23 protein-coding genes are annotated in these 25,609 nt (G+C 73.2%); 5 read left to right on the plus strand and 18 right to left on the minus strand.

The features are described 5' to 3' along the window. From ABT034_RS28955 to ABT034_RS28970, 4 genes are all read right to left on the minus strand, one after another. The coding region (locus tag ABT034_RS28955; protein WP_351220017.1) for a membrane dipeptidase at positions 1-985 on the minus strand (985 nt) is incomplete at its 3' end. Positions 986-1,109: 124 nt separating this feature from the next. Next, positions 1,110-2,324 carry a dipeptidase gene (locus ABT034_RS28960; RefSeq protein WP_351220018.1) on the minus strand — a complete coding sequence of 405 codons (1,215 nt, stop codon included), beginning with the start codon at positions 2,322-2,324 and terminating at the stop codon, positions 1,110-1,112. Then, the gene (gene purE, locus ABT034_RS28965) at positions 2,321-2,818 is read right to left on the minus strand and encodes a 5-(carboxyamino)imidazole ribonucleotide mutase (RefSeq protein ID WP_351220076.1); all 498 of its coding nucleotides are present in this window, start codon (positions 2,816-2,818) and stop codon (positions 2,321-2,323) included. The genes ABT034_RS28960 and purE overlap by 4 nt, the downstream gene beginning before the upstream one ends. 35 nt (positions 2,819-2,853) lie before the next feature. Then, positions 2,854-3,993, minus strand: coding sequence for a 5-(carboxyamino)imidazole ribonucleotide synthase (locus ABT034_RS28970; RefSeq protein ID WP_351220019.1), 1,140 nt, complete (start codon positions 3,991-3,993; stop codon positions 2,854-2,856). A 187-nt stretch (positions 3,994-4,180) separates the two neighbouring features. Between ABT034_RS28970 and ABT034_RS28975 the strand changes: the two genes are divergently transcribed. Then, positions 4,181-4,696 carry a GtrA family protein gene (locus ABT034_RS28975; RefSeq protein WP_351220020.1) on the plus strand — a complete coding sequence of 172 codons (516 nt, stop codon included), beginning with the start codon at positions 4,181-4,183 and terminating at the stop codon, positions 4,694-4,696. Positions 4,697-4,724: 28 nt separating this feature from the next. Here the strand turns inward: ABT034_RS28975 and ABT034_RS28980 are convergent, their stop codons facing one another. Beyond that, positions 4,725-5,996 carry a sensor histidine kinase gene (locus ABT034_RS28980; protein ID WP_351220021.1) on the minus strand — a complete coding sequence of 424 codons (1,272 nt, stop codon included), beginning with the start codon at positions 5,994-5,996 and terminating at the stop codon, positions 4,725-4,727. Positions 5,997-6,010: 14 nt separating this feature from the next. Continuing rightward, positions 6,011-6,688 carry a response regulator transcription factor gene (locus ABT034_RS28985; protein WP_351220022.1) on the minus strand — a complete coding sequence of 226 codons (678 nt, stop codon included), beginning with the start codon at positions 6,686-6,688 and terminating at the stop codon, positions 6,011-6,013. Positions 6,689-7,115: 427 nt separating this feature from the next. Here ABT034_RS28985 and ABT034_RS28990 point away from each other — a divergent pair, with 427 nt between their 5' ends. Then, positions 7,116-8,636 (plus strand): peptide MFS transporter, encoded by a 1,521-nt coding sequence (locus tag ABT034_RS28990; RefSeq protein WP_351220023.1) that lies wholly within the window; start codon positions 7,116-7,118, stop codon positions 8,634-8,636. A gap of 65 nt (positions 8,637-8,701) precedes the next feature. Here the strand turns inward: ABT034_RS28990 and ABT034_RS28995 are convergent, their stop codons facing one another. The 6 genes from ABT034_RS28995 to ABT034_RS29020 form a co-directional block, all read right to left on the minus strand. Continuing rightward, positions 8,702-10,078 carry a hypothetical protein gene (locus ABT034_RS28995; protein WP_351220024.1) on the minus strand — a complete coding sequence of 459 codons (1,377 nt, stop codon included), beginning with the start codon at positions 10,076-10,078 and terminating at the stop codon, positions 8,702-8,704. A 14-nt stretch (positions 10,079-10,092) separates the two neighbouring features. Then, positions 10,093-11,166: a hypothetical protein gene (locus tag ABT034_RS29000; RefSeq protein WP_351220025.1), complete on the minus strand. Its 1,074-nt coding sequence runs from the start codon at positions 11,164-11,166 to the stop codon at positions 10,093-10,095. Next, on the minus strand, positions 11,163-12,038 hold the full coding sequence (locus ABT034_RS29005) for a COG1470 family protein (RefSeq protein ID WP_351220026.1): 876 nt from the start codon (positions 12,036-12,038) through the stop codon (positions 11,163-11,165). The genes ABT034_RS29000 and ABT034_RS29005 overlap by 4 nt, the downstream gene beginning before the upstream one ends. Further along, the gene (locus ABT034_RS29010) at positions 12,038-12,727 is read right to left on the minus strand and encodes a peptidase (protein ID WP_351220027.1); all 690 of its coding nucleotides are present in this window, start codon (positions 12,725-12,727) and stop codon (positions 12,038-12,040) included. The genes ABT034_RS29005 and ABT034_RS29010 overlap by 1 nt, the downstream gene beginning before the upstream one ends. 109 nt (positions 12,728-12,836) lie before the next feature. Continuing rightward, positions 12,837-13,256, minus strand: coding sequence for an ATP-binding protein (locus tag ABT034_RS29015; RefSeq protein WP_351220028.1), 420 nt, complete (start codon positions 13,254-13,256; stop codon positions 12,837-12,839). A gap of 64 nt (positions 13,257-13,320) precedes the next feature. Beyond that, a complete protein-coding gene (locus ABT034_RS29020) occupies positions 13,321-13,692 on the minus strand; it encodes an STAS domain-containing protein (protein ID WP_351220029.1) in 372 nt (123 codons plus the stop codon). A 303-nt stretch (positions 13,693-13,995) separates the two neighbouring features. Here ABT034_RS29020 and ABT034_RS29025 point away from each other — a divergent pair, with 303 nt between their 5' ends. The 3 genes from ABT034_RS29025 (at position 13,996) to ABT034_RS29035 (ending at position 18,390) form a co-directional block, all read left to right on the plus strand. Further along, a complete protein-coding gene (locus ABT034_RS29025) occupies positions 13,996-14,913 on the plus strand; it encodes an RNA polymerase sigma factor SigF (RefSeq protein WP_351220030.1) in 918 nt (305 codons plus the stop codon). A gap of 175 nt (positions 14,914-15,088) precedes the next feature. After that, a complete protein-coding gene (locus ABT034_RS29030) occupies positions 15,089-16,285 on the plus strand; it encodes a DegT/DnrJ/EryC1/StrS family aminotransferase (RefSeq protein WP_351220031.1) in 1,197 nt (398 codons plus the stop codon). Next, on the plus strand, positions 16,282-18,390 hold the full coding sequence (locus tag ABT034_RS29035; RefSeq protein WP_351220032.1) for a lipopolysaccharide biosynthesis protein: 2,109 nt from the start codon (positions 16,282-16,284) through the stop codon (positions 18,388-18,390). The genes ABT034_RS29030 and ABT034_RS29035 overlap by 4 nt, the downstream gene beginning before the upstream one ends. 9 nt (positions 18,391-18,399) lie before the next feature. Here ABT034_RS29035 and ABT034_RS29040 read toward each other — a convergent pair whose 3' ends face one another. The 6 genes from ABT034_RS29040 to ABT034_RS29065 form a co-directional block, all read right to left on the minus strand. Next, positions 18,400-19,464, minus strand: a complete 1,065-nt coding sequence (locus ABT034_RS29040; protein WP_351220033.1) for a glycoside hydrolase family 26 protein — start codon at positions 19,462-19,464, stop codon at positions 18,400-18,402. Next, a complete protein-coding gene (locus ABT034_RS29045) occupies positions 19,461-19,886 on the minus strand; it encodes a hypothetical protein (protein WP_351220034.1) in 426 nt (141 codons plus the stop codon). Before ABT034_RS29045 ends, ABT034_RS29040 begins: the two co-directional genes overlap by 4 nt. Then, on the minus strand, positions 19,883-21,937 hold the full coding sequence (locus ABT034_RS29050; protein WP_351220035.1) for a hypothetical protein: 2,055 nt from the start codon (positions 21,935-21,937) through the stop codon (positions 19,883-19,885). The genes ABT034_RS29045 and ABT034_RS29050 overlap by 4 nt, the downstream gene beginning before the upstream one ends. Then, positions 21,934-22,743 carry a polysaccharide deacetylase family protein gene (locus ABT034_RS29055; RefSeq protein WP_351220036.1) on the minus strand — a complete coding sequence of 270 codons (810 nt, stop codon included), beginning with the start codon at positions 22,741-22,743 and terminating at the stop codon, positions 21,934-21,936. The genes ABT034_RS29050 and ABT034_RS29055 overlap by 4 nt, the downstream gene beginning before the upstream one ends. Continuing rightward, positions 22,740-24,350: a glycosyltransferase gene (locus tag ABT034_RS29060; RefSeq protein ID WP_351220037.1), complete on the minus strand. Its 1,611-nt coding sequence runs from the start codon at positions 24,348-24,350 to the stop codon at positions 22,740-22,742. Before ABT034_RS29060 ends, ABT034_RS29055 begins: the two co-directional genes overlap by 4 nt. A 137-nt stretch (positions 24,351-24,487) precedes the next feature. Further along, on the minus strand, positions 24,488-25,564 hold the full coding sequence (locus tag ABT034_RS29065) for a GNAT family N-acetyltransferase (RefSeq protein WP_351220038.1): 1,077 nt from the start codon (positions 25,562-25,564) through the stop codon (positions 24,488-24,490). Between the last annotated feature and the right edge of the window lie 45 nt (positions 25,565-25,609).

The following is a 25,609-nucleotide window of genomic DNA, read 5'->3' on the forward strand; positions in this document are numbered from 1 at the left end:
CCGGGGGTTTGGCCCCCCCCGCCCCCGCCCCCCCCCGCCGGGCCCCCCACCCCCGGCCCCGCCCCCCCACGGCCGGTCTGATGCGGTTCGTCCGGGACAGGAACTCCGTCTGCCGCAGTGCCCGGGTGGCGTTGCCGTGGGCGAGCCCGACCAGGTCCTGGGCCGTCCAGCCCCGCCGCAGGAGCTCCGCGAAGAGCGGGACGTAGCCGACGGCGGGGGCCGTGGTGCGGGAGATGCCCACGCAGTGCGGGGCGGCCGCCGTACGCACCCGGTCCAGGACGTCGGCGACCGCGGCCGGGTCCTCCGTCACCGTGACCATGCAGACGGCGCCGTTCGCGCCGAGGAGGCCCAGGACGTCGTCCGGGAAGCCCTCGGGAGCCGCCCGGGTCAGCAGGGCGGGGGCCCGGGTGACCTCGAGGGTGCGGCGGATCGTGTCCTGGTCGGCTCCGGAGAGGTCCACGGCCAGGCCGATGCGGTTCATCTCCCGTACCGCCTCGCGGGCGAAGTCGTCGAAGTGGGTGAGGTCGACGGCCCGTACCCCCAGGGTCTGGTACGCCCGCAGAGTGGCGGCGGAGGCGCCGAGCGCGGTCCAGCTGACCGGGCCGAGGAGGGCGGCGACGCGGCCGCAGTTACGGGCGTGGGCCATCTCGGACGTGCCGTGCGCGAGGCGCAGTTCCTCCGGGCAGGCGGCGACGAGCCCGCGGACGGCGTCGATGCGGCGCAGGGTCTCGACGACGCCCTCGTCGGCCTCGACGTGCAGGGACCAGAACTGGGCTCCGGTCTCCCCGGCACGCACCGGCGGGAGGTCCTCGGGGTCGAGCGACACGGGCAGTTCGGCATGCCCCTCGACGACGGGCTGGGCCGCCAGGACCGCGCGGGCGCGTGCCGTCTCGTCGAGCGGCGCGGGCGGCTCGAGGGGGTCGAGCCCGCCGGCGGCGACAGCGACGGTGGAGAGGCCGGGTGGGTCGTCTAGCACTTCCGCCATGGGGTTACTCCGAACTCGGCGATGCAGTACCGCCCCGCCGAGCGCGGCGGGGCAGTACCGTCCACCGTGCCACCGGCCCCGCGCGGGAGCGCGGCGGAGTGAGCCGGTGGGGTGACGTGCCCGGTTACGGTACGTCGACCGCCCCGCGGGTGTCCTCCGCGTCGATGGTCGCGTTCGACGGGGCCGTACGGCTCTTCAGGTCGCGGGAGACCGCTTCCGCGTCGCGGAGGGCGCGGACCGCGTTCGACCAGGTCAGTTTGGCCAGGTCGGGGTGGGACCAGCCGCGGTGGAGGAGCTCCGCGACCAGGTTCGGGTAGCCGGCGACGTCGTCGAGGCCGGCGGGGGTGAAGGCCGTCCCGTCGTAGTCGCCGCCGATGCCGATGTGGTCGACGCCGGCGGCCTCGCGCATGTGGTCGAGGTGGTCGGCGACCGTGGCGGCGGTGGCGATCGGGCGCGGGTGCTCCGCCTCGAAGGCGCGGTGCAGCTTCATCGCCTCCGGGGTCGTGTCGAGGTGGTCGAAGCCGTGCGCGCGGAGGTTGTCGTCGGCGCGCGCGGTCCACTCGACGGCCGCGGGCAGGATGAACTTGGGCACGAAGGTGGCCATCGCGACGCCGCCGTTGGCGGGCAGCCGCTCCAGGACGTCGTCCGGGATGTTCCTGGGGTGGTCGCAGACCGCGAGGGCCGAGGAGTGCGAGAAGACCACCGGCGCCGCCGTGGCGTCGAGGGCGTCCCGCATGGTGGTGGCGGCGACGTGCGAGAGGTCGACGAGCATGCCGGAGCGGTTCATCTCGCGGACGACCCGCCGGCCGAAGGCGGAGAGCCCGCCGACACCCGGCTCGTCGGTCGCGGAGTCCGCCCAGTCGTTGTTGTCGTTGTGGGTGAGCGTCATGTACCGCACGCCCAGGGTGTGCAGGGCGCGCAGGGTGGCGAGGGAGTTGTTGATCGAGTGGCCGCCCTCGGCGCCCTTGAGGGAGGCGATACGGCCCTGCCGCCGGGCCGCCTCCATGTCGTCCGCCGTCAGGGCGGGGGCCAGCTGGTCCGCGTACCGCTCCAGGAGCTGGTCGACGATGTCGATCTGCTCCAGGGTCGCGCTGACCGCGTCGTCCCCGGCGAGCCCGCAGGGCACGTACACCGACCAGAACTGGGCGCCGACGCCGCCGGCCCGCAGCCGGGCGAGGTCGGTGTGGAGGGCGCCGGTCAGGTCCGCGGCGATGTCCAGGCGGTCCAGGTCGTACCGCGCGTGCTTGCGGAGCGCCCACGGCAGGTCGTTGTGACCGTCGGCGACGGGCGCGGAAGCGAGCAGCTCCCGCGCCTCCGCCAGCCGGTCGGCCGCGGTCACTTGCCGAAACCGAAGGAGTCGGCGCCCTCGACCTTGGCCCGCAGCCGCTTGCCCTTCTCGGTCGCCTGCTCCTTCAGCTCCTGCTGGAAGTCGGTCATCCGGGTGAGGAGCTCGGGGTCGTGCGCGGCGAGCATCCGGGCCGCGAGCAGGCCCGCGTTGCGGGCGCCGGCGACGGACACCGTGGCGACGGGGACGCCGGCCGGCATCTGCACGATGGAGAGCAGCGAGTCCATGCCGTCGAGGTACTTCAGCGGCACCGGAACGCCGATCACGGGCAGCGGGGTGACGGAGGCGAGCATGCCGGGCAGGTGGGCGGCGCCGCCCGCGCCCGCGATGATCGCCTTGAGGCCGCGGCCCGCGGCCTCCTCGCCGTACGCGATCATCTCGCGGGGCATCCGGTGCGCGGAGAGGACGTTCACCTCGTAGGGGATCTCGAACTCGTCGAGGGCCTGCGCGGCGGCCTCCATGACGGACCAGTCGGAGTCGGATCCCATGGCGATGCCGACGACGGGGGAGGTGCTGATGCTGCTCACTCGGTGATCGTTCCTCGCAGGTAGCCGGCGGCGTGGCGCGCGCGCTCCAGCACGTCGTCCAGGTCGTCGCCGTAGGTGTTGACGTGCCCCACCTTGCGGCCGGGCTTCACGTCCTTGCCATACATGTGGATCTTGAGCTGCGGGTCCCTGGCCATGCAGTGCAGGTACGCCGTGTACATGTCCGGGTAGTCGCCGCCCAGGACATTGCACATCACGGTCCACCGCGCGCGGGGGCGCGGATCGCCGAGAGGCAGGTCGAGGACCGCCCGGACGTGGTTGGCGAACTGCGAGGTGATCGCCCCGTCCTGGGTCCAGTGGCCGGAGTTGTGCGGGCGCATCGCCAGTTCGTTGACGAGGATGCGGCCGTCCGTGGTCTGGAACAGCTCGACGGCCAGATGGCCTACGACCCCGAGCTCCTTGGCGATCCGCAGCGCCAGCTCCTGCGCCTGGCCCGCGAGCTCGTCGTCGAGGTCCGGCGCGGGCGCGATCACGGTGTCGCAGACGCCGTCGACCTGGCGGGATTCCACCACCGGGTAGGCGACGGCCTGGCCGTGCGGGGAGCGGACGATGTTCGCGGCGAGCTCGCGCGCGAAGTCGACCTTCTCCTCGGCGAGGACCGGGACCCCCGCGAGGAACGGGTCGCGGGCGTCCTCCGGCGCCCGGACGAACCAGACGCCCTTGCCGTCGTAGCCGCCGCGCACGGTCTTGAGGATGATCGGGAAGCCCCCGACCTCGGCGGCGAAGGCCACCGCGTCCTCGGGGTCCGCCACGATGCGGTGCCGCGGGCTCGGCGCGCCGATCTCGTCGAGTCTGGCGCGCATCACCCCCTTGTCCTGGGCGTGCACCAGCGCGTCGGGCCCAGGGCGGACGGGGATGCCGTCCGCCTCGAGGGCCCGCAGGTGCTCCGTGGGGACGTGCTCGTGATCGAAGGTGATCACGTCACATCCGCGCGCGAAGTCACGCAGCGTGTCCAGGTCGCGATAGTCGCCGATGACGACCTCGCTCACCACCTGGGCCGCCGAGTCCTGCGGGGTGTCACTGAGGAGCTTGAACTTGATGCCGAGGGGGATGCCCGCCTCGTGGGTCATTCGGGCGAGCTGACCGCCACCGACCATGCCGACTACCGGGAACGTCACCCTCTTAGGGTATCCGCACCATCGGGGAACACTCGTCCGGCTGTGGTTTGGCACAAGAAAACCAAGGCCCTGAGCCGGGTTCCCGGGGGTTTACGAGGTACACGGGCGGGTGACAGGGCGGCTGGTTACAGTGGTTGGGTTGACGTCATCCGGACGTCACCCGGACGGACGGGACAGAGCCATCACCATGAGTGAACCTGGCGCGCTGCGCACGCGACTCGACCTGCTCGTCCGCGAGGTCGCGAAGTTCGGGGTGGTCGGCGGTCTCGGCGTCCTGGTCAACCTCGGCGTCTTCAACCTGGTCCGCGGCACCACCGAGATCCCGATGGTGCGGGCCAGCCTGATCGCGACCGTCGTCGCCATCGTCTTCAACTACGTGGGGTTCCGCTACTTCACGTACCGCGACCGGGACAAGTCCGGGCGGACGAAGGAGATGTCGCTGTTCCTGCTGTTCAGCGTGATCGGCATGGTCATCGAGAACGGCGTGCTCTACGCGGCGACGTACGGCTTCGGCTGGGACGGCCCGCTGGCCAGCAACTTCTTCAAGTTCTTCGGCATCGGGATCGGCACGCTGTTCCGCTTCTGGTCCTACCGCACGTGGGTGTTCCGCGCGCTGCCCGCGAAGGAGGCGGTGCAGACCGCCGAGTCGTTCCTTGAGCAGGCCCCGCGGCAGGCGACCCGGCGGCAGCCGGATCGCGTCTGACCGCGTCTGACCTGCCCTTCCGGACGGTTCACCGTACCGGGCGGTCCCGCGGCTCGTCCGAGACGCTCTTGACCTCGCGGCTCAGGAAGAGCGCGAAGACCGGCGGCTGCTGCTGGAGCAGCTCCAGTCGGCCGCCGTCCGCCTCGGCCAGGTCGCGGGCGACCGCGAGGCCGATGCCCGTGGAGCTGCGGCCGCTGACGGCCCGCTCGAAGATCCGCGCGCCGAGGTCGGCCGGGACGCCCGGGCCCTCGTCGGTGACCTCGATCACCGACTGGTTGCCGATGACCCGGGTCCGCAGGGCGACCGTGCCGCCGCCGTGCATGAGCGAGTTCTCGATCAGGGCCGCGAGGACCTGGGCGACCGCGCCCGGGGTGCCCACGGCCCGCATCCCCTGCTTGCCCGAGTGGACGATGGCCCGTCCGGCGCTGCGGTAGGCCGGCCGCCACTCCTCGATCTGCTGTTTGACGACCTCGTCCAGGTCGAAGGCGACGGCGGAGCCGGAGCGGGGGTCCCTGGAGTTGGTCAGGAGCCGCTGGACGACGTCGGTGAGCCGCTCGACCTGGGTGAGCGCGATCGTCGCCTCCTCCTTGACCGTGTGCAGGTCGTCGGCGAGTGCCACCTCCTCCAGGCGCATGGAGAGCGCCGTGAGGGGCGTACGGAGCTGGTGGGAGGCGTCGGCGGCGAGCCGGCGCTCGGCGGTGAGCATCCGGGCGATGCGCTCGGCGGAGGCGTCGAGGACGTCAGCGACCCGGTCGAGCTCGGCCACCCCGTACCGCTTGTGCCGGGGGCGCGGGTCGCCGGAGCCGAGGCGTTCGGCGGTCTCCGCGAGGTCCGTGAGCGGGGAGGTCAGCTTGTTCGCCTGCCGTACGGCGAGGAGGACGGCGGCGACGACGGCGAGCAGGGCCACGGCGCCGATGATCAGGAGGGTGCGGCCGACCTCGGCGGTGACGGTGGAGCGGGACTCCTCGACGATCACGGTCTCGCCGCGCTCGCCCTCGGCGAGGCCCTGGATGACGTCACCGGTGGGGCGGGTGCCGATCTCGATCGTCGGGCGGCCGGGGATGTGGATCTCGGCGTACCGCTTGGCGCCGCTCTGCTCGGCGAGGATGTCGGGGTTGACCGGCTCGCCGCCGATGAGCCGGCTGTCGACGATGGAGGCGAGCCGCACCGCCTCGGTGTCCACCCGTTCCTGGGCGGTGCTGGTGATGGTGCGGGTCTCGACGATGACGAGGGAGACCCCGAACACCGAGATGACGACGAGCACCACGGCGAGCGTGGAGTTGATCAGTCGGCGGCGCATGGTGTGAGGGTGGCTCAGCTCTTCTCGAAGCGGAAGCCGACACCGCGCACGGTGGCGATGAAGCGGGGGTTCGCCGCGTCGTCGCCGAGCTTCTTGCGCAGCCAGGAGATGTGCATGTCGAGGGTCTTGGTGGAGGACCACCAGGTGGTGTCCCAGACCTCGCGCATGAGCTGGTCGCGGGTGACGACCCGGCCGGCGTCCCGGACCAGGACCCGGAGCAGGTCGAACTCCTTCGCCGTGAGCTGGAGCTCCTCGTCGCCCATCCAGGCGCGGTGCGACTCGACGTCGATGCGTACGCCGTGGGTCGAGGGGGCGACGGCGGGCTCGCTGGAGCCGCGCCGGAGCAGAGCCCGGACCCGGGCGAGGAGTTCGGCGAGACGGAAGGGCTTGGTGACGTAGTCGTCGGCGCCCGCGTCGAGCCCGACGACGGTGTCGACCTCGTCGGCCCGTGCGGTGAGCACCAGGATCGGGACCGCGTGCCCGTCGGCGCGCAGCCGCCGCGCGACCTCGAGACCGTCCATGCCGGGCAGGCCCAGGTCGAGCACGACCAGGTCGACTCCGCCCTGGAGTCCGGCGTCGAGGGCGGTCGGACCGTCCTCGCGGACCTCGACCTCGTACCCCTCTCTCCGCAGGGCGCGGGCCAGCGGTTCCGAGATGGATGCGTCGTCCTCGGCGAGCAGTACACGGGTCATGGGGTGATGGTAGACCGCAGGGGTACCGGCCCGGGGCACGATGCTCCAGGTCCGGACGACCCTTGGAGATCTTGTGACCATCCTGCACATGACCTTGGAATGGTGGCGTGCGGTTGCATGATTGCCTGTGATCCATCTCTCAAGTCCTTCCATATCCGGCCCTGTCGTGTCGTATGGTGGCGAGACGTCTGTAGCGGTAATCGGGGACCTTTGGCCAGCTTCGCGCGCCAAGGTCCTCTTTCTGCGTGAGGTCGGCCCCGCCGAACCTTGAAGACGGTGAATGACCTGCGGGCCGGGTCCCGGGACGCGACAGCGCGTCTCCCGGGGCGTGGATCCCGGCGGAGTTCTACGACTCCACCGGTGCCGGCCTCCCCCACCGGGCGCACCACGCTCACAAGGCGCGCGTCCCGACAGAGCAAGGATCGACATGGCGTCCAGCCTGACGAAGGACTCGGCCGAACCCCTCGGTTACGAGAAGACCCTCCTCGGCCACCCCCGCGGCCTGGCCACTCTCTTCATGACCGAGATGTGGGAGCGCTTCTCCTACTACGGCATGAGGGCCCTTCTCGTCCTGTACCTGGTCTCCGGCGGCGTGGACGCCGCCACGGGCAGCCAGGGCGGCGGCCTCGCGATGACCGCGGCGACGGCGACGGCGATCTACTCCGTCTACGTCTCGATGGTCTACCTCATGGCCATGCCCGGCGGTTGGTTCGGCGACCGCGTCTGGGGCGCCCGCAAGACGGTCACGATCGCGGCCTCCGTGATCATGCTCGGCCACGTCTCGCTGGCCATGCCGGGCCAGGCGATGTTCTTCGTCGGCCTCGCGCTCGTCGCGGTCGGCTCCGGTCTCCTCAAGGCCAACATCTCGACGATGGTCGGCCACCTCTACAAGAGCGCGGACGACCCGCGCCGTGACGGTGGCTTCACGATCTTCTACATCGGCATCAACCTGGGCGCGTTCCTCGCCCCCCTGGTGATCGGCACCGTCGGCGAGAAGGTCAACTGGCACCTGGGCTTCGCCCTCGCCGCCGTCGGCATGGGCCTGGGCCTCGCCGTCTTCCTGGCCTTCGGCAAGACGCTGAACCCGAAGAGCAGCGAGGTCCCGAACCCGCTGTCCGCCGCGGAGCGCAAGGCCGTCATCACCAAGGCGGCCGTCGTCACCGTCGTGATCGCCGCGTTCTACGGTGCCGTCGTCGCCCTGGGCATGTACACCCTGAACTGGGCGATGGTCCCGATCACCCTCGCCGGTCTGATCATCCCGGTCGCCGTCCTGGCCCGCATCAAGCGCGACAAGGACCTGACCACCGGCGAGAAGTCCCGCGTCACCGGCTACATCTGGTTCTTCGTCGCCGCCGCCATCTTCTGGATGATCTACGACCAGGGCGGCTCGACGCTGTCCCTGTTCGCCGACGACAAGACCGCGGACACCATCTTCGGCCTGGGCTTCCCCGCCACCTGGTACCAGTCGCTGAACCCGCTGTACGTCATGGCGCTCGCCCCGGTCTTCGCCTGGCTGTGGCTGTGGCTGGCCCGCAAGAACCAGGAGCCGAACACCATCGTGAAGTTCGCGATGGGCCTCGTCCTGGTCGGCGCGTCCTTCTTCGTCTTCATCGTCCCGATGAACATGGCGGGCGGCGGCGACAAGGTCTCCCCGATGTGGCTCGTCTCGATCTACATGATCCAGACCATCGGTGAGCTGTGCCTCTCCCCGGTCGGCCTCTCCGTCACCACGAAGATGGCGCCGCAGAAGTACGCCTCCCAGATGATGGGCGTCTGGTTCCTCGCCGTCACCGCGGGCGACTGCACCACGGGTCTGCTCTCCATCGCGGGCGTCGACCTCAACGGCACCGGGATCATCGGACTGCAGGCGGCGCTCGCCGTCGCGGCCGGATTCGCGATCTACATGTACCGCAAGAAGGTCCAGGGCCTCATGGGCAGCGTCCACTGACGTCACCCGGCCGCCCCGGAGGGCCCGTCGCACCGCACCGGTGCGACGGGCCCTCCGTCGTTCCGTCAGCGCCTCAGCCTCGCCCACGGGGTGAACGTGAACACCGCGCCGCCGAGCAGGATCACCGTGCCCGCGACCAGGGCGAGGGCGCGCAGGGCGCCGTCGTCCTCGGCGCCGGTCTCGGCGAGGTTCCCGCCGTCGGAGCCGCCGGACGGGGTGCCGGAGCCGCCGCCCGAGGGGTTCGAACCGCCGCCGTTCGCGCCGCCCGCCTGCTTGCTGGTGTCCAGTTCGAGGGAGGCCTGGACGGCTCCCTTGACCTGGCAGGGGATCTCCATCTGCGAGTCGCCGAGGGTGACCTTGATGGTCAGCGTGCCGGGGCTGAGGGTCGCCGTGCCGGTCGCGCCGGGCGTGTACGTGCCCTTCATGTCCGGCAGGTTCACCGGATCGCCCATCTTCAGGGCGGCGGGGTTGGGCGGTCCCGTGACGTTCACGGTGCCGCTGTCCGCTCCGCCGACCTTGAGGGCCATGGAGGCCTTGAGGGCGCCGGCGGGGAGGGGGGCGGGGCTGTCCATGACGCCCTTGGCCGTCTTGACGGTGAGGTCGTAGGAGCCGCCGTTCTTCTTGGCGTCGATCGTCACCTTGGACGTGATGGCGCCGGGGCCGGGGGCCTGGCAGCTGAAGCCGACGGCGACCTCCTTGCCGGGGAACGCCGTCTGCCCGCCGCCGGAGCCGCCCGAACCGCCCGAACCGCCCGAACCGGAGCCTCCGGTGGAGTTGGAGGATCCTCCGGTGGTGGTGCCGCCGCCGGTGGTCGTGCCGCCGGTGGTGCTGGAGCCGCCGCTGCTCGTCGTACCGCCGCTCGTGGTCGTACCGCCACCGCTCGTCGTACCGCCGCTCGTCGTCGTCCCCCCTCCCCCCGCCGTCACCTTGATCGTCGCCCCGACCGGCACCGTCTCCTTCGGCGTGCACTTCGTGTCCGTCGACAGCGGCTTGGACACGTTGATCGTGTAGTTGCCGGGGGTGAGGGTGATCTCACCGGCCTTCTCCAGCTTCAGCTTCCCCTTCATGTCGGGCAGCACCATGGGGCTGTTCTTGGGGATCGGCGGGTTCTTCCGCGGTCCCTCCATCGCGACGGTGCCGCCCGCCGCGCCGCCCACGGTGAGGACGCCGGTCGGTTTGACCGTGTCCTGGCCGAGGTCGAGCACGTCGGGGTTCTTCGAGGCGGCCTGGACCGTCTTCCAGACGATCTCGACCTCGTCGCCGACCTTGGCCTCCGCCGGTGCGGTGATCAGCACCTTCGTCGTGCCCTGCACGGGCGGAAGCCCGGAGATGGACGGCGGGATGCACTCCGTCTTGTACGAGACCTCGGCGGCCTGGGCGGGGCCGGCGGAAATCAGGATCCCCGCGCCGCCGAGCATCAGCGCGACCCCGGCCGCGCTCATCCTCCGTTGCGTACTCACGCATGTCCCTTCGTCGTCGGGCTGCTCTCTGGGGCTGACGGTGCGGAGTCAGGCCTGAACCACGGCAGGACCGCGGTCGGTTGGTCGTCCCCCTGGTCCCGCAGGGCGGGGTCGGGGGTACGTGTACGCCGGCGGAGGCGCGGAGGCCGGGGCCGGGCGGTGGTCTCGGCGGGCCGGCGGTCCGGGCTCGTGGCGGGCCGGGCGCGGTCCACCACGGCCATCCCGATCCGGAACAGGGCCGCCGGTACGACCACGGCGAGCAGCAGCCAGAAGAGCACCACGCCCCAGGGCCTGCCGACCCCCCACGGCTGCTCGACCAGGACCTTCCCCGCGTACCGCACGGAGACCTGGTAGTCGCCGTGCGCGCCCGCCGTGAGCTCGACGGGGAGCCGTACGAGCGCCTTCCGGCCGGGTTCGACGGTGCCGCTCCACTGGCGTTCCTCGTACTGCGGCGCGAAGACGCCGTGGCTGGTGCCGACCTGGAAGACGGGGTCCTTGACGGGCGCGGAGCCGAGGTTGCCGACGGTGAGGACGACCTCGCGGCGCGGCGGCGCCCCGAACCAGGTGAGGAGGCCGCTCGATCCGTCGAGGCGTACGGCGGCGAGGACGGCGAGCCGCCCGTCGCCCGAGGTCTCGGGGAGTGGGGCGGTGGGGTGCCCGGCGACGGTGAACTCCCGGTCGACGGCGTCCTGCGGGCCGGTGACCCCGGCGACGTGCACGACGCAGGGGCAGGGCTTGGGCGGCTCGGTGACGGGCAGTTTCGCGCTGAAGGCGCCCCGCGCGTCGACGGTGGCGGCCCGGCCGTCGGTGTTGGCGCAGGAGTTGGTGCCGCCGATGACGCCCTTGCCGGGGGCGGCCTGGCCGCAGATCAGGAGCATGAGGAGCGCGCCCGGTTTCCAGCCGCTGCCGCTGACGGTGATCTCGCCGCCCTTGCCGCCCTCCGCCTGCGAGAGTTCCACGGCGGGACCGGGGGCCGCCGCCGCGGGGGCGGCGGGGAGGAGGACGAGGGCGAGGGCCGTGAGGAGGGCCCCGGCGGTACGGGCCCACCTCGTCGTTCCGCTGTGTCTCATGGGGTCGCTCCCGCCGACGCTCGCTGGGTACGGGCTCTGCCGCGCCGCCGTACCGCGTACCCGCCGGCGCCCGCCGCCGCGAGGAGCAGGCCGGCCGCCCCGGTGAGCGCCGGGCCCGAGGCGAAGGAGGCGTCGGCGCGGGCGGTGGCGGGGGCGGCGTCCGGGGCGGTGGCCGTGAGGCGGACGGTGACGGCGTCGAAGGCGGGTGGGTCGGGCCAGGGTTCGGTCCTGGTGACCCGCTCGCCGGGGCGGAGGGGGAGCGGCAGGGCGCGGGCCGGCCGGTCGAGGACGGTGCCGAGGACGCCTTCGGCGTGGACCGCGAGGTGCGGGGCGAGGACGGTGGTGCCCCGGTTGACCAGGGTGTACCGGAGGGATCCGGTCGCGGTGTCGACGCGGACGTCCTCGACGGTGAGGGCGGCGAGCCGGGGGCCGCTGACCCGTAGCCGCAGGTCGACGCGTATCTCGCGGCCCGCCGCCGTGGCCCGTACGGTGCCCCGGTGCTCGCCGGGCGGGGTGTCGGCGGTGAGGGTCACGGCGAACGGCACGTCCGCCCTGGTCCTGGCCGGCACGATCACGGTCGGCGCTGCGAAGGACACCGGGGCGCCCTGCCCGCTGAGCCGTACGGTGAGCGGCCCGGCGCCCGGGTTGGTCAGCGACAGGGTGTCCTGGAGGACGCTGCCGGCGGGGCCCTCCAGGTAGGCGTACGGCCGTCCGGCGGCGGGCGCGGCCGTCCAGCCCTGGGGGCCGGGGGGCGTCGCGGTCAAGCCGGGGAGCGCCGCCGTCGAGGCCAGGGCTCCGGCGGGTCCCGCCGCGACCACGCCGGCGAGGGCGGTCGCGGCGGCGAGGAGTCCGGAGCGTGCCGCCGTCCGCATCAGCGTGCCGTGCGCCGGGTGAGCCAGAGCACTCCGGCGGCGCCGGTCAGGAGGACGGTGCCGCCGAGGGTGCCGAGGGCCATGGCGGAGTCGAGGGGCCCGGTCCTGGGCAGTTCGGCGGGCGGGGCCTCCTGCTCCTGCGCGGGCGGTGGGGTCGCGTCACCGCCCGAGACGCCGGTCACGTCGAGTTCGAGCGAGGGCCGGGGGTCGTTCTTCGGGGTGCAGACGGCCGCGTCCATGCCGAGGGCGTGCACGGTGAGCGTCCCGGCCGTGAAGGTGACCTTGCCGTTCCTCTCCGGCGTGTACGTGCCGGTCAGGGTGCCGATCCTGATGGGGGTGTCGGGCGGGACGGCGGCCGTGTTCGGCGTTCCCTTGACCTTGAGGGTGCCGGAGGCGGCTCCGCCGAGGACGAGTTCGGCGCGCGGGGTCATGACGCCCTTGGGGAGCTCGACCGGGCTGTCGGAGACTCCCTTCTCGAACGACATGGTGATCGTGTACGTGCTGCCGTTCTTCACGGCCGTGATGCCGACGGGCGAGACGGCGCTCTTGGGGCCGATCTTCGTGTCGCAGGCGTAGTTGACGTCGACGACGGCCGCGTGGGCGGCCGGGGCGCCGGCCAGCACGGCCGCGCCCGCCACCGCGGCCGTGAGCGCGGCGGTCGTCCTCCTCCGGTTCGGCTCCTTGGACACCCGGGCACCCCTCACCGCGACGTAACTGACGGCCTTTCAGATGTGGCGTCAAGGTACGCCCGGGGCCCTGCGGAGGGAAGGCAGGGGAGGGGACGGACTTGTGAAGGTCCTAGACGGGTGAGGCGAGTTCGGCCCAGACCGTCTTGCCCGGGGCGCCCGGGGTGCGGTCGATGCCCCAGTCGAGGCAGAGGCGCTGCACGATGAACATGCCGTGGCCGCCGGGGCGGCCCGACCGGTGCGGGGTGCGGGGCGCGGGCTGGCCCGCGCCGCGGTCGGTGACTTCGAGGCGCAGGACCTTGGCCAGGCGCAGGACGCGGAGGGACTCGGGGCCCTCGGCGTGCAGGCAGGCGTTGGTGACGAGCTCGGAGACGACGAGGAGGACGTCCTCGGCGGCGGCCCTGCGGTCGGCGGTGCCGGCCGGCAGCCAGCCCCACTCGTGGAGCGCGGTCCGTGTGAAGTCACGGGCGAGCGGGACGGTGCCACTGGCCTCGCCGAGGGCGAGCGTACGGACGTCGGAAGCTTGGTCCATCAGCGCTTCACCTCACCGATCGACGGGACAGAGGGCAGGACGTGCGGGCGGTGCGGGTGGTCGCTCAGTCGGGGAGGACTGTGGCGAGTGTCTCGTGCACGGTGAAGACGGCGTCCGCGCCCGTGATCTGGAACACCCGGGCCACCGCGGGCCGCATCCCCACCAGATGGACCCCGCCGCCGGCGGCATCCGCCCTGAGCCGGGCGCCGAGCAGGACGTTGAGCCCGGTCGAGTCGCAGAACTCCAGGCCCGAGCAGTCCACGACGAGCCGTGAACGGCCCTCGTCGAGCGCACTGTCCAGGGGGGAGCGCAGCAGGTCGGCGGTGTGGTGATCGAGCTCACCCACCGGCGCGAGGAGTTCGCTGCTCCCGTCCACGGTCCGGACTTCGACCCGCAGCCGCGCGGGCGGTGCGCTGCCGATGTTCTCGCGGTCCATGACCGTTGCCTCTTCTCACTCACGCGGATGCGGACTCACGCCAACCGGCACTGACTGACGCTGACTGGCACTGACCGGCGCTGAGTGGCGCTGACCGGTACTGACCGGCGCTGACTGACGCGCTTCGAACCCTACAAGCGGGGCACCCCTCCGCGCACATAAGGCCCACCACATAACCGGACAAAGCGGATTGTCGATACTTGCGACCTTGCGCGTCGAGCAGGTAGGGCTAGAGGAGCACACCCGACACGACCGGCTTCGGAGGCGCCGCAAACCGCAGCAGAAGAACCACGAAGGAGACCCATGTCACCCCGGCTCGACGCCCCGCGTACCCCCGACGCGCCGTCGGCAGCAGTCACCCTCGACCGACCCGACACCGCCATGAACCCCTCCCCCACCGCAGTCCAGCTCCCGGCCCAGCTCAGCGAGCAGCCCCTCGACCGCATCGGACCGGTCGACGCGCGCGCCCTCTCGAAGCAGCTCTTCGCCCGGCTCGCCGAGCTCGAAGAGGGCACCCACGACCACTCGTATGTCCGCAACACCCTGGTCGAACTCAATCTGGCCCTGGTCAGGTTCGCCGCCTCCCGTTTCGGCACCCGCAGCGAGCCGATGGAGGACATCGTCCAGGTCGGCACCATCGGCCTCATCAAGGCCATCGACCGCTTCGAGCTCTCCCGCGGCGTCGAGTTCCCCACGTTCGCGATGCCGACGATCATCGGTGAGATCAAGCGCTTCTTCCGCGACACCTCCTGGTCCGTGCACGTGCCCCGCAGGCTCCAGGAGCTGCGGCTCGATCTCGCTCGGGCCGGTGACGCGCTCTCCCAGCGCCTCGACCGCGCCCCGACGGTCGCCGAGCTCGCCGAGGAACTCCGCATCGCCCCGGAGGAGGTCGTCGAGGGCATGGCCGCGAGCAACGCCTATACCGCGGCCTCGCTCGACGCGCAGCCCACCGAGGAGGACGGCGGTGGCGGCGAGGCCGCGCTCGCCGACCGCCTCGGCTACGAGGACAACGGCCTCACCGGGATCGAGTACATCGCCTCTCTGAAGCCGATGATCGCCTCGCTGCCCGCCCGCGAGCGGGAGATCCTCTCCCTCCGCTTCGTCTCCGGCATGACCCAGTCGGAGATCGGCACGGAGCTCGGCATCTCGCAGATGCACGTGTCCCGGCTGCTCTCCCGCACCCTGGCCAAGCTCCGCCGCGGCCTCACCCTGGAGGAATGACCTCACTCTGGAGGAATGACCTCCACCGCCTCCCCAGAGCCGCCAAGATGGCTGCGGAAAGGGCCCGTTCACGGTCTTCGGACCCGGGACGGGCCCTTCCGCGCGACCGGAGGGCCTTGTTGACGGGCCGTCCGGATTGGGCCACATTGAGCCCGGGGGTTCAGGGGGGAATCACATGGTTTCTGCGTACGCGGAACTGGAAGAGCGCATGCGCGGCAGACTCGGGGGCCGGGAGTGCCTCTACGTGCCGTCGTGCCGCTTCGGGCTCTACCTCGCGCTGCGCCACTGGTGCCGGCCCGGCGGCCGGGTCCTGATGTCGCCGGTCAACGACGACGTCATCTTCTTCGTCGTCCTCGCCGCCGGGCTCCGCCCCGTACAGGCGCCGCTCGACCCCCGGGACGGGTCGATCGACACGGCCGCGGTGCCCGACTCCGTATGGCAGGAGCTGTCCGCCGTACTGACCACGAATCTGTACGGGAATCCCGACCCGGCACCCGAACTGCGGTCCCGCTGCGACCGCCTGGGCATCCCGCTCGTCGAGGACGCGGCCCACGCCATCGGCTCGACGGTGGGCGGGCAGCCCGTCGGCACGTACGGCGAGGCCTCCGTCTTCAGCCTCTCCAAGCACACCGGCGCCAAGGCCGGCGGCTTCCTCGCCCTCGCCGACCCGGCGCTGCGCGCGGACCTCACCGCCGCCCGCGACGCGCTGCTGCACCCGACCCGCGCCACCGCCGAACTCGCCTATCTGACCAGGCCGTACGCCGAGGCCGCCCTGCACGGGCTGCGCCTCGCCCGCGCCGCGCGCGCGACCGTACGGCTGCTCGGTCTCGAGGAACGCGAGCAGATCCGGATGCCGCTCCGCGCCGACGAACTGGCGCGAGCCCTCCCGGCCGCGCCCGCCCTCGACCCCTTCCACTCCTGGGTCCGGGTCGACATGCACGACTACCGGCTGCGGCCCGGCGCCGGCAGGCTCCGCCGCGCCACCCGCAGGCTCACCCGGCTCGACGGCGTCCTCGACGCCCACCGGGACGGCACCGCACGCCTCCTGACCAGCGAGTACGGCACGCCCGGCGCCCCGCAGGAGACGGCGCGGCCGCTGTTCCGCGTACCGCTGCTCGTCGAGGACAGGGACACCGCGATCGACGCCCTCGCCCGGCGCCGGATCACCACCGGCTACGTCTACGACCCGCCCCTCGACGGCTACGCGGGCGAGGCGTTCACCGACCCCTCCCCCGCCCCGGGGCCCGCCGCCTGGTTCGCCCGGCACGCCCTGCCGGTGGACCCGCGCCGCGCGGACGAGGTCCTCGCCGTACTGCGTACCGCCGGAATCCGCCCCGCGCAGCTGTCGCCGGCTCCCGAGGGCGCCCGGTGAGCGAGACCGTACGACTGCGGGACACCGACCGTCCCGCGGCCGGGGAGCCCGAGGGCGCCGCGCCGGAGCCCCCCGCGGCCCAGGACGGCCCGGGTGACGGCTCCCTGTTCCGCAACGCCTACGCGCTGATGCTCTCCACCGGCGTCTCCGCCGCCCTCGGGCTCGGCTTCTGGCTGGTCGCGGCCCGCTACTACTCGGAGGAGGCCGTCGGGCAGGGCTCCGCCGCCATCGCCGCCCAGCGGATGCTCGCCTCCCTCACGGCGACGACGCTGACCGGCGCCGTCGTCCGGTACGTGCCACGGGCCGGCCGCGCCACCGGACCGCTCGTGACGCGGCTGTACCTGGCCAGCACCCTGGTCGTCGGTGTCGCCTGCGGTGTCTTCCTGCTCACCCTGGACTGGTGGGGCCCCTCGTACGCCCCCCTCGGCACCCTGTCCGCCGGCATCTTCTTCACCGCCGCCAGCATCGGCTGGGCCCTGCTCACCCTCCAGGACGCGGTCCTCACCGGGCTGAGACGGGCCATCTGGGTCCCCGTCGGCAACGCCGTCTTCTCGCTCGGCAAGCTCGTGCTGCTCGTCGTCCTCGCCGTCTCCCTGCCGGTGCTCGGCGTCTTCGTCTCCTGGGCGGCGGCGATCGCGCTCTCCGTCGTGCCGCTCGGCTGGCTCGTCTTCCGGCACCTCATCCCCCGGCAGGCGCGCGCCGACCGGGACCGCGAGCCGCCCACGATGCGCGAGATCGGCCGCTTCCTCGCCGGCGACTCGGTCGGCTCGGTCTTCAGCCTGCTGATGATCAGCCTGCTGCCGATGATGGTCGCCGTCCGCTTCGACGCCGCCCACAACGCCTTCTTCTACACGGCCTACACCGTCGGCGGCACCATGGAGTTCATGGCCATCAACATGGCCTCCTCGCTCACCGCGCACGCCTCGCACAGCCCCGACTCCCTCGCCGACGGCGTCAGGGGCGCGCTGCGCCGCATGGTGCTGCTGCTCGTCCCGGTCGTCCTCTTCCTCGTCGTACTCGCCCCGCTGCTCCTCGCGCCCTTCGGCACCGAGTACGCCGAGAACGGCACGACCGTCCTCCGGCTGCTCGCCGCCGCCGCGCTGCCCCGGGTGGCCGTCGAGCTGTACATCGGGGTGCTGCGCGTCCAGGGCCGTACGGGCATGCTCGCCGCCCTCCAGGGCACCATGTGCGTCCTGGTGCTCGGCAGCGCGGTCTTCCTCCTCGGGCCCTTCGGCATCGCCGGGGCCGGCTACGCCGTCCTGGGCGGGATGACCGTGACGGCGGTCGCCTGCGTGCCGGGCCTGCGCGCCACGCTCAAGGGCCGGGCGGCGCCCGAGGGACCGAAGGCCGACGCGCGGGTGGGGGAACGCGACGCGGAGGACGACTACGGCACGAGTTGGGCGCGGGAGAGCGCCTATCTGCGCGGGGCGCACGAGTCGGTCACGCCGGCGTTCGGGATCCCCGTGTACGTGCCCCGGCAGCGTACGGAAGGGCCGGCCGCCCCCGCGGCACCACCCGCTCCCCCCACGGCCCGTACGGGAGGGGACTCGTCGACCCTCTGGCGATGGGCCCTGCTCGCGCTCGCGGCCGCCCTCTTCTGGCTTCCGCTCGCCCGCTCGGGCGCGCTCGACGTGGAGCGGCTCTCCGGGACCGGCCTGCTGACCGCGCTGCCGCCCGTCACCCTCGCCGCCGGGCTGCTGTTCGTCGGCCTCCAGGGCGCCGCCGTCGGGCTCCGGGTGTTCCGGCCCTGGTTCGCCGGAACGGTTCTGCTCGCCACCTTCCTCGCCCTGCACACCGCACCGCCCCTGCTCGGCCTGCGACCGGCCGAGGCGGGCGGCCCGGGCGCCACGCTCCTGGGCGAGGGGGCGGGACGGGCCGTCGCCCCGATCGTGCTCCAGGCGCTGTGCCTGCTGCTCACGGCCGTCCTGCTGCGGGTGGTCGGGGTGGGCGGACGGGTCACGGCCGGGGTGGTGTGGGTGCTCGTCTGGGCGGGCTGGGCGGGGCAGCAGGCCTTCGCCACCGCCCCGCTGCCGCTCTTCCTGGGCCTGGCCGGGGGCACGATGGCGGTGTGCGCCTTCCGGGGGCTCACGGCGGGCAGGGGCTGAGGCGGCTCCTCAGTCCTCGGGCAGGTCCTGCCGGAAGTACGGGTCCTGCCCGGCGATCCGGTAGCCCTCGAGGCCCGGCCCCGCGTCGATCGTCAGGTCGCAGCCGGGTCCGGGCACGGCCCGGTTCCAGTGCACGTACGCCTTCACCTCCGGCAGCGTCGGCGCCACATCCGGGATGGCGGTGTACCAGTCGCGCTGCCGCTCGGGCCGCTTCGGGTCGGGGGCGGTGGAGAACTCGGAGAGCATGACGGGCTTCTCCGCGGAGATGTTCTTCCGGAGCCAGTCGTAGCTGGGCCGCTGGCTCCGGTCGAAGTCCAGCCAGTTCGTCGACCCGTGGCAGAGGTAGTAGTTGTACTGGTCCATGCCGATCCAGTCGACGTAGTCGTCGCCGGGGTAGAGCTGTTTCATCGTCTCCGCGCTGCCCAGGTAGCCGGAGACCGTCCACACCCAGACCACGTTGTCGGCGCCGAGCTCGTCGAACCGGTCGCGGACGTGGCGGTAGGCGGCGACGTACTCGGCGGGGGTGCCCGCTCCCTCCTTGATCCGGGCGTCGGCCTCCTGGTCGAAGGAGAGGAAGACCCGCTTGCCGTAGTCCTTGATGCGGCGGATCTGCGGATCGAGGATCTCGGTGTCGTACTGCCCGGAGGCGATGTTCTTCCAGCCGAGCTGGGTCTCGGTGTATCCGGCGTGGTGCGGTTCCTTCCACACCGTGGACTCCCAGGCGAGCATCAGCATCCGGTCCCGGCCGAGGGCCCGTTCGTCGGCGGTGAGGAGGGTTCCGTCGAGCTCGTTGCCCGACATGTCGTGGTACGTGTAGACGAGGTCGAGGCGCCGGCCGATCTTCTTCTCGAAGGCGAGCACCGGCCGGGTGAGCGAACTGTCGCCGTCGTGCGGGATGTACGCGCCCCACCAGGCCCCGCAGGGGGCGACGAGCCTGGCGTCGGGGGCGCACCGGTCGTCGCCGCCCTCCGCGACGGTCGCCCACACCCCTATGCCGGCGGTCAGCGCCCCGACGGCGGCGAGCGCCACGGCGAGCCGTCCGGCGGGGCCGCCCCTGGTGTGCCGGCCGGTCATCGGCCGCCACCATGCCCTCGTTTGCGGAACCGGAAGGAGGAGCCGCTGCCCTCGGGTTCGACCGCGCCGCGGGTGGCGGCGGGCAGGGGCAGGCCTGGCAGGAGGACGACGGCGGTGGAGAACGCGGCGAGCGGGACGAGGAAGGCGGTCACGGAGAACCCTTCGAGGAGGAAGAGGACGGTGGCGGTGAGCGTGGCGAGGGAGAGGCTGAGCGGCGCGGCCAGCGCGAACGCCTCCAGGCGGGCGCCGGGCCGCAGTCCGCTCGGCTGAGGGAGGAGCAGGGCGAGGCCGGGGCCGAGGCAGACGAAGAGCAGCACGGGCAGCCAGCGCAGGGCTGAGCCGTCGGGCAGCAGGGTGGCCGCGAGGGCCACCCATCCGGAGACGGCGACGGCTCCTCTGATCCGGTTCTGGTTCGTCTTCACGGTGTACCTCCCGGGGTGGCCGGGGCGGCCGGGACCGCGGACGCCGGGGTGTAGGCGAGGACGATCCCGTACGGGGTCTCCTCGACGGTCCTGAAGAGCGGGGAGGCCTTCAGGCGGGTGCGCAGGGTCTCGAAGCCCCCCGGCGGCAGCAGGCCCTCGCCCGCCGTGTAGACGTCCTGGGTGCGGGTGAGGACGACATGGGCGGTGGTGCCGCGCGGGATCCCGTCGGCGAGGTAGCGGGCGGGGTCGGCGAGCATCTTCTCGTTCTCGGGCAGCTCCTGCTCGGCGAAGAACCAGTGCTCGACCTGGTCGTAGCGGTGCAGGGCCTGCGGGAAGGAACCGGCGGTGGCGAGGAGCAGACCGCCCTCGGGCAGCCGGTCGATGGCGCGGGTGACCAGCTCCGACTCGGCGGGCGGGGTGTAGTACATCGTCTCCTTGCCGTAGTACGAGGGCAGGAACCCGGCCGTCAGGGCGACGAGGACGACGGGCAGGGCGACGGCCGCGGTGCGGCGCCGGGCGAGCGCGCCCCGGCTCCGGTGGGCGCCCGCGGTGGCGGGGACCAGTGCCGCCGCCGCGAAGAACGCGGCGCCCGGCAGCCCGAACAGATAGACCCGGAACAGCATTTCGCCGCCGTAGTCGTTGACGGCGAAGAGCGGGACGGGGGCGATCGAGACGAGCAGCAGCGGCAGCGCGCTGCGGGTCAGCCGGCGGCGGCCGAGGACGGCGATCCCGGCGAGCACGACGACGGCGAGGGCCATGGCGATGTTCGCCTGGCCTGCCAGCTCGGGCCCGGGGCCGGTGAGCTGACCCGCGTATCCGGCGCGGGAGTTCTCGGTGAGGCGGCCGATCGAGTCGCGGAGCGTTCCCAGCGTCTCCAGGAACAGCGGCCGGCCCATGGTGAGGTTCCAGGTCAGCATGAGCAGCCCGGCGACGACGAGGAGGCCGTAGTTGCGGTAGCGGCGGGTGAGCGCGAGGACGAACAGGGCCGCGCAGAGCATGATCGGGGTGAGCTGGTGGACGGCGTTGATCGCGAAGATCAGCGGGGAGATGATCGCCACGCAGACCGCGCGCTGGCGCAGACCCGTGGGCGGCGGCACGGCGGTCGCGGCCGGGTCGAGAAACGCCCGGTCGCGCAGCCGTCCCGCCGAGCCGGGCCGTACGAAGTGCCGCAGGACGACGACGAGTACGGTCAGGTGCAGGATGTACGCGAGGCCCTGCGGCGCGAAGTAGTCCTGGCCGACCCAGTTGGCGAGCTGGAAGATCCAGACGGCGGTCCACACCAGCCGCCAGTCCTCGGCGAAGGTGCGGTAGATCAGCACGAGCAGGGGCAGGGCGATCAGACCGAGGACGATCGGCGCCCAGTTGAGGTAGACGGCGGTGCTCTCGACGCCGAAGGCACGGACCAGGGCCGCGTTCAGGGTGAAGAAGCCGGGCCACTGCTCGTAGGCGGACATGTTCCCGGACAGGGCGGCGTTCGGACGCAGCTCGCCGGCGCCGAGGATGACGTTGACGACGGCGTCGTGCTTGGAGGCCCAGGGGTAGCGCACGGAGTCGTAGAGGACGGCCGGGGGCGCCTTGAGCGCGACGAGCAGCGCGACGCAGTAGGCGAGCGGCCAACTCCGCGAGGTCCCGGCCCGCCGCAACGTCACCAGGAACCCGGCGGTGAGCACGAGCAGGGAGGCGTGGAAGGTGACGGGCAGCCGGTCCAGGAGCCCGTAGTCGCCCATGGTGCGGAAGTCGATCCCGGGCAGGGCGGCCACCCAGAGCCCGAGCCCGAGTGCCAGGAGGGCGGGGGGGAGCCAGGGGGGGTCGGGGAGGGGGGTGCGGGGGGTGGGGGGCGTGCCGGCCGCGGCGGGCGCGTTGGCCCCGTGGGGCGCGCTGGCGCCGGCGGGGGCGCTGGCCCCGGCGGGCGGGCTGGCCCCGGCGGGGGCGCTGGCCCCGGCGGGCGGGCTGGCCCCGGCGGGCGGCCTGGCCCCGGCGGGCGCGGTGCCGTTCGGTGGCACCGGCACGTCGCCGCTCTCCGGTGTCGGTGTGAACACGTTCTTCGTCACCCCGCGAACTCCGCTCCGCGCACCAGCGCGCGCGTCCGTCGGTAGAGCCGCCAGCCGACCGTCGGCAGCGAGTCCGGGTACGGCGCGGTCTTCGCGCCGCGGCCCTCCATCCACTGCTCCACGTCGGCGGCGGTGTGCGTGCGGCGCACGATGAGCCGGGCGATGCGGTAGATCTCGTCGCGCCCGGAGCTCAGCGCGTGCCGGACGGCGACGGCCGACGTGTAGCCGGCGGCCGCGGCGGCGCGGCGGACGGCGGGGCTGTTGTAGCCGTGCGGGTAGGCGAGGTGGCGTACCTCGTGGCCGAGGGTGTCCTCCAGGACCGCCTTCGACTCGCGCAGCTCGCGCCGGAGCGCGCCCGGGGCCAGGGTGTCGAGCTGCGCGTGGGTGGCGGTGTGGCCGCCGACCTCCATGCCGTACTCCTCAAGGCGCGGTGCCTGCGCGAGGGTCATCATCGGCGCGGGCGGCAGGAGGCAGGGCCGGCCCGGGGTGATGGCCCCGGTGGTGAGGTACGCGGTGGACGGCAGGCCGCGGGCGGCGAGCGCCTCGGCCGTCGGCCCGGCCAGGTCGGCGAAGCCGTCGTCGAAGGTGATGACGACGGGCCGGTCCGGCAGCGGGGCCCCGGAGGCGAGGTGCGCGGCGAGGGTGCCGACGGTGACGGGGGTACGGCCGCTGGCGACGATCGCGTCGAGCTGCGAGGAGAACTTCCTCGGCGTGACCGTGAATTCGGCGATCCAGTCCGGGGGGTCGTCCATCACGGCGTGGTAGAGGAGGACGGGTATACGGGCGGGGAGGGCAATGCCGGTCATCGGCCCGCCGCCTTCCGCTGAGCGGCCTGCGCGCGGGCCTTGGCGTATCCGATCGGGCCGTACAGCATGCCGCGTCGCTCCAGTCGGGAGAGGCTTCGGGGCCAGGGGTGGTGGTGGGTGCCGTGCTCGCCGGGGACGCCGCCGTCGGGGGTCTCGCCGCGCCGGGCGGTCATCGCGCGCGCGTGGGCGAGGCCGCGCGGCAGCCGGGTGAGCAGCGCGGGCAGCAGCCGGGGGCGGCGGACGAGGGTCGCGGTGAGGTAGGCGGTGAGGCCGGCGCCGTAGCCGTACGCCTGGTTCCGCAGGTCCTGCCAGGTGTCGCGGTGGTGGTGCCAGACGAGGGCCTCGGCGGTGTACCGGAGGCGGAAGCCGGCGGAGAGGACGGCGACGAAGGCGTACAGGTCGTCGCCGCCCCTGGCCGGGGTCCCGGTGCCGGTCGCCGGGTCGAAACCGCCCGCCTGCCGGAGGGCGGAGGCCCGGAAGGCCATGTTGGCGCCGGAGCCGAAACTGCCCGCGGTGAACGGGAAGAGCGGTTCGTCGGCGGGCGGCTCCGCCGGGTCGTACAGGCGGGGCGCGAAACCCTTGGCGAAGCCGCCGTGCGATTCGAGGAGGACCTGGGCGGGGGTGGCGAGCCGGGCGGGCAGGATCAGGCCGGTGACGCAGCCGAGCCCGGGGTCGTCGGCGAACGGCTCGGTGAGCGCGGTCAGCCAGTGCGGGTCGGCGATGACGTCGTCGTCGGTGAAGGCGAGGACGGCGCCGTCGGCGGCGGCGAGCCCGGCGTTGTGGGCGCCGGCGAGACCGGGGGTGTCCTCGCGGACGTACCGGACGCGGTCGGCGTACTTCCCGGTGACGAGGTCGTACGTGTCCGTGGTCCGGGGCGCGTTGTCGACGACGAGGAGCTCGAAGTCCGGGTGGTCCTGGGCGAGGAGCGAGTCGAGGGCGCGGGCGAGCTGCTCGGGACGCTCACGGGTGGCGACGATGACGGAGGTGCGGGGCGGGGGGAGGTGCTTGCGGCCTGGGGCGGGGGCGAGGGGCGGTACGGCTGGGCGGGCTTCGGCGTCGGTCTGGGCCGGCTGCCGTGCGGTGGCGAGGGTGTCGGCGTCGGGCTGAGCCGACTGCCGTGCGGCGGCGAGGGTGTCGGGGTCGGGCTGGGCCGACTGCCGTGCGGCGGCGAGGGTGTCGGGGTCGGGCTGGGCCGACTGCCGTGCGGTGTCGAGGCGTTCGGGGTCGGGCTGGGCCGACTGCCGTGCGGTGGCGAGGCGTTCGGCGTCGGGCGGAGTCGGCTGCCGTACCGCGGCCGGGGGCTCGGTGCCGGCCTGAGCCGGCTCTCGTGCGGCGGCGAGGCGTTCGGCGTCCGTGCGGGGGGCCGTCGCCTCCTCCGCGAGCCGCGCGCGGGCGAGGGTGGCGAGCACCTCGGCGGGGTCGGCGCCTTCCGCCACGGTGCCGAGGATGGTGGCTGCGGGGCGCCCCGCGACCCGTACGAGGGCGTAGACGCCACCCGGGCGGAGGGGCGGGCCGCCCGGCACCGGCCGGAGGGAGAGGACGTGCCCGTCCGGCCCGGCGAGATCGAGCTCGGCGACGGAGATCGGGCGGGGCGGTGGGTTGCTCAACGGGGATCCCTCAGGGAGGTACGGCGGCGGGGCGGTGGCGGGGTGGTGGCTCGACTACGGCTACGGAGGCGGCGGGCACGGGAGGGCCGCACGTTCCGCGGGCCGCCCGCCCCGCCCGCGGCCCCGGCGGGCCGCGGTTATCGGTTCCCCCGTAGCCGGGCGAGCCCGTTGAGTGCGGTGCGGGCGCGGGCCGCGAGGGCGGGGCGGTTGCGGACGAAGCTGTGGGCGCGGCGGGCGGGCTCGCGGCCCAGCCAGTGCAGGGCGGCCCGGGCGCCGGGGACGAAGACGGCCCCCTCGTACACCGTCAGCTCACCCGTCTTGAGGGCGTTCTTGTACTCGGCGTCGCCGCGCCCCAGGTCGAGCAGCCCGATCCCGGCGGCGGCCGCCGCCTCGGCCATCCGCAGGTGCAGGACGAGGCCGGGCGAGTACTTCGCGAACTCGGGGTCGTACGAGGGGAACCAACAGGACAGGACGGTCGCGGACCGCAGCCCGAAGTGCGCGGCGATCGGCCGCTCCCCCGCGTACAGGACGGACAGGACGCCGGAGCAGCCGGGCGTGCGCTGCTCGTGGAGGCGCCGGACGAGGGTGTTGATCCACTCCTTGGCGAAGCGGTCGCCGCGGCCGGTCCTGCGGTACTGGGCGGACTTCCACTCCATGAGGGTGCGCAGGGCCGCCGGGTCGCGCTCGTCGAAGACGAACCGGACCTCGCCGTCGGCCTGGCGGCCGAGCCGGCGTTCCTTGGCGAGGGTGGTCTTGAGGAACTTGGGCGACTGGGCGCGCAGCAGCGCCTCGTAGGCCGCGTACCCCTCATCGACGTCGATGACGGGGGAGGCGAAGGACTCGGCGGCGGCGCCGGCGAAGACGGGCTGGCCGTCCTCCAGGTTGTCGAACTCCCACATCGCGAGGCCGCAGGCGCGGAGCACCGCCCGCGCGCCCGGTCGCAGACCGGGACGGAGGACGGCGCCCTGGCTGTCGGAGACGCCGAAGCCGATGGCGCGGCCTTGCCCGAGCGGGCCCTTCTCGAAGGGGAAGAAACCGACGGGCTCGTCCCCTTCGCACCACACGGCAACGCGTGAACGGGGCCGCACCTCGGCCACCGCGCGCGTGAACTCCGGTTCCATGAAGGGGTTCGCGGGCGCACCGGACTTGACCCGCAGCTCCCGCCACGCCTCGACCTCGCGCTCGCTCAGCTCCCCCGGCCTCACGATCCGCACACGAAAAGCGCCCACCTAGCCGACCCCCCGGTCTTGCCCCCTGAG

The organism is Streptomyces sp. NPDC002773 (assembly GCF_040295605.1).
Taxonomy (GTDB): Bacteria; Actinomycetota; Actinomycetes; order Streptomycetales; family Streptomycetaceae; genus Streptomyces.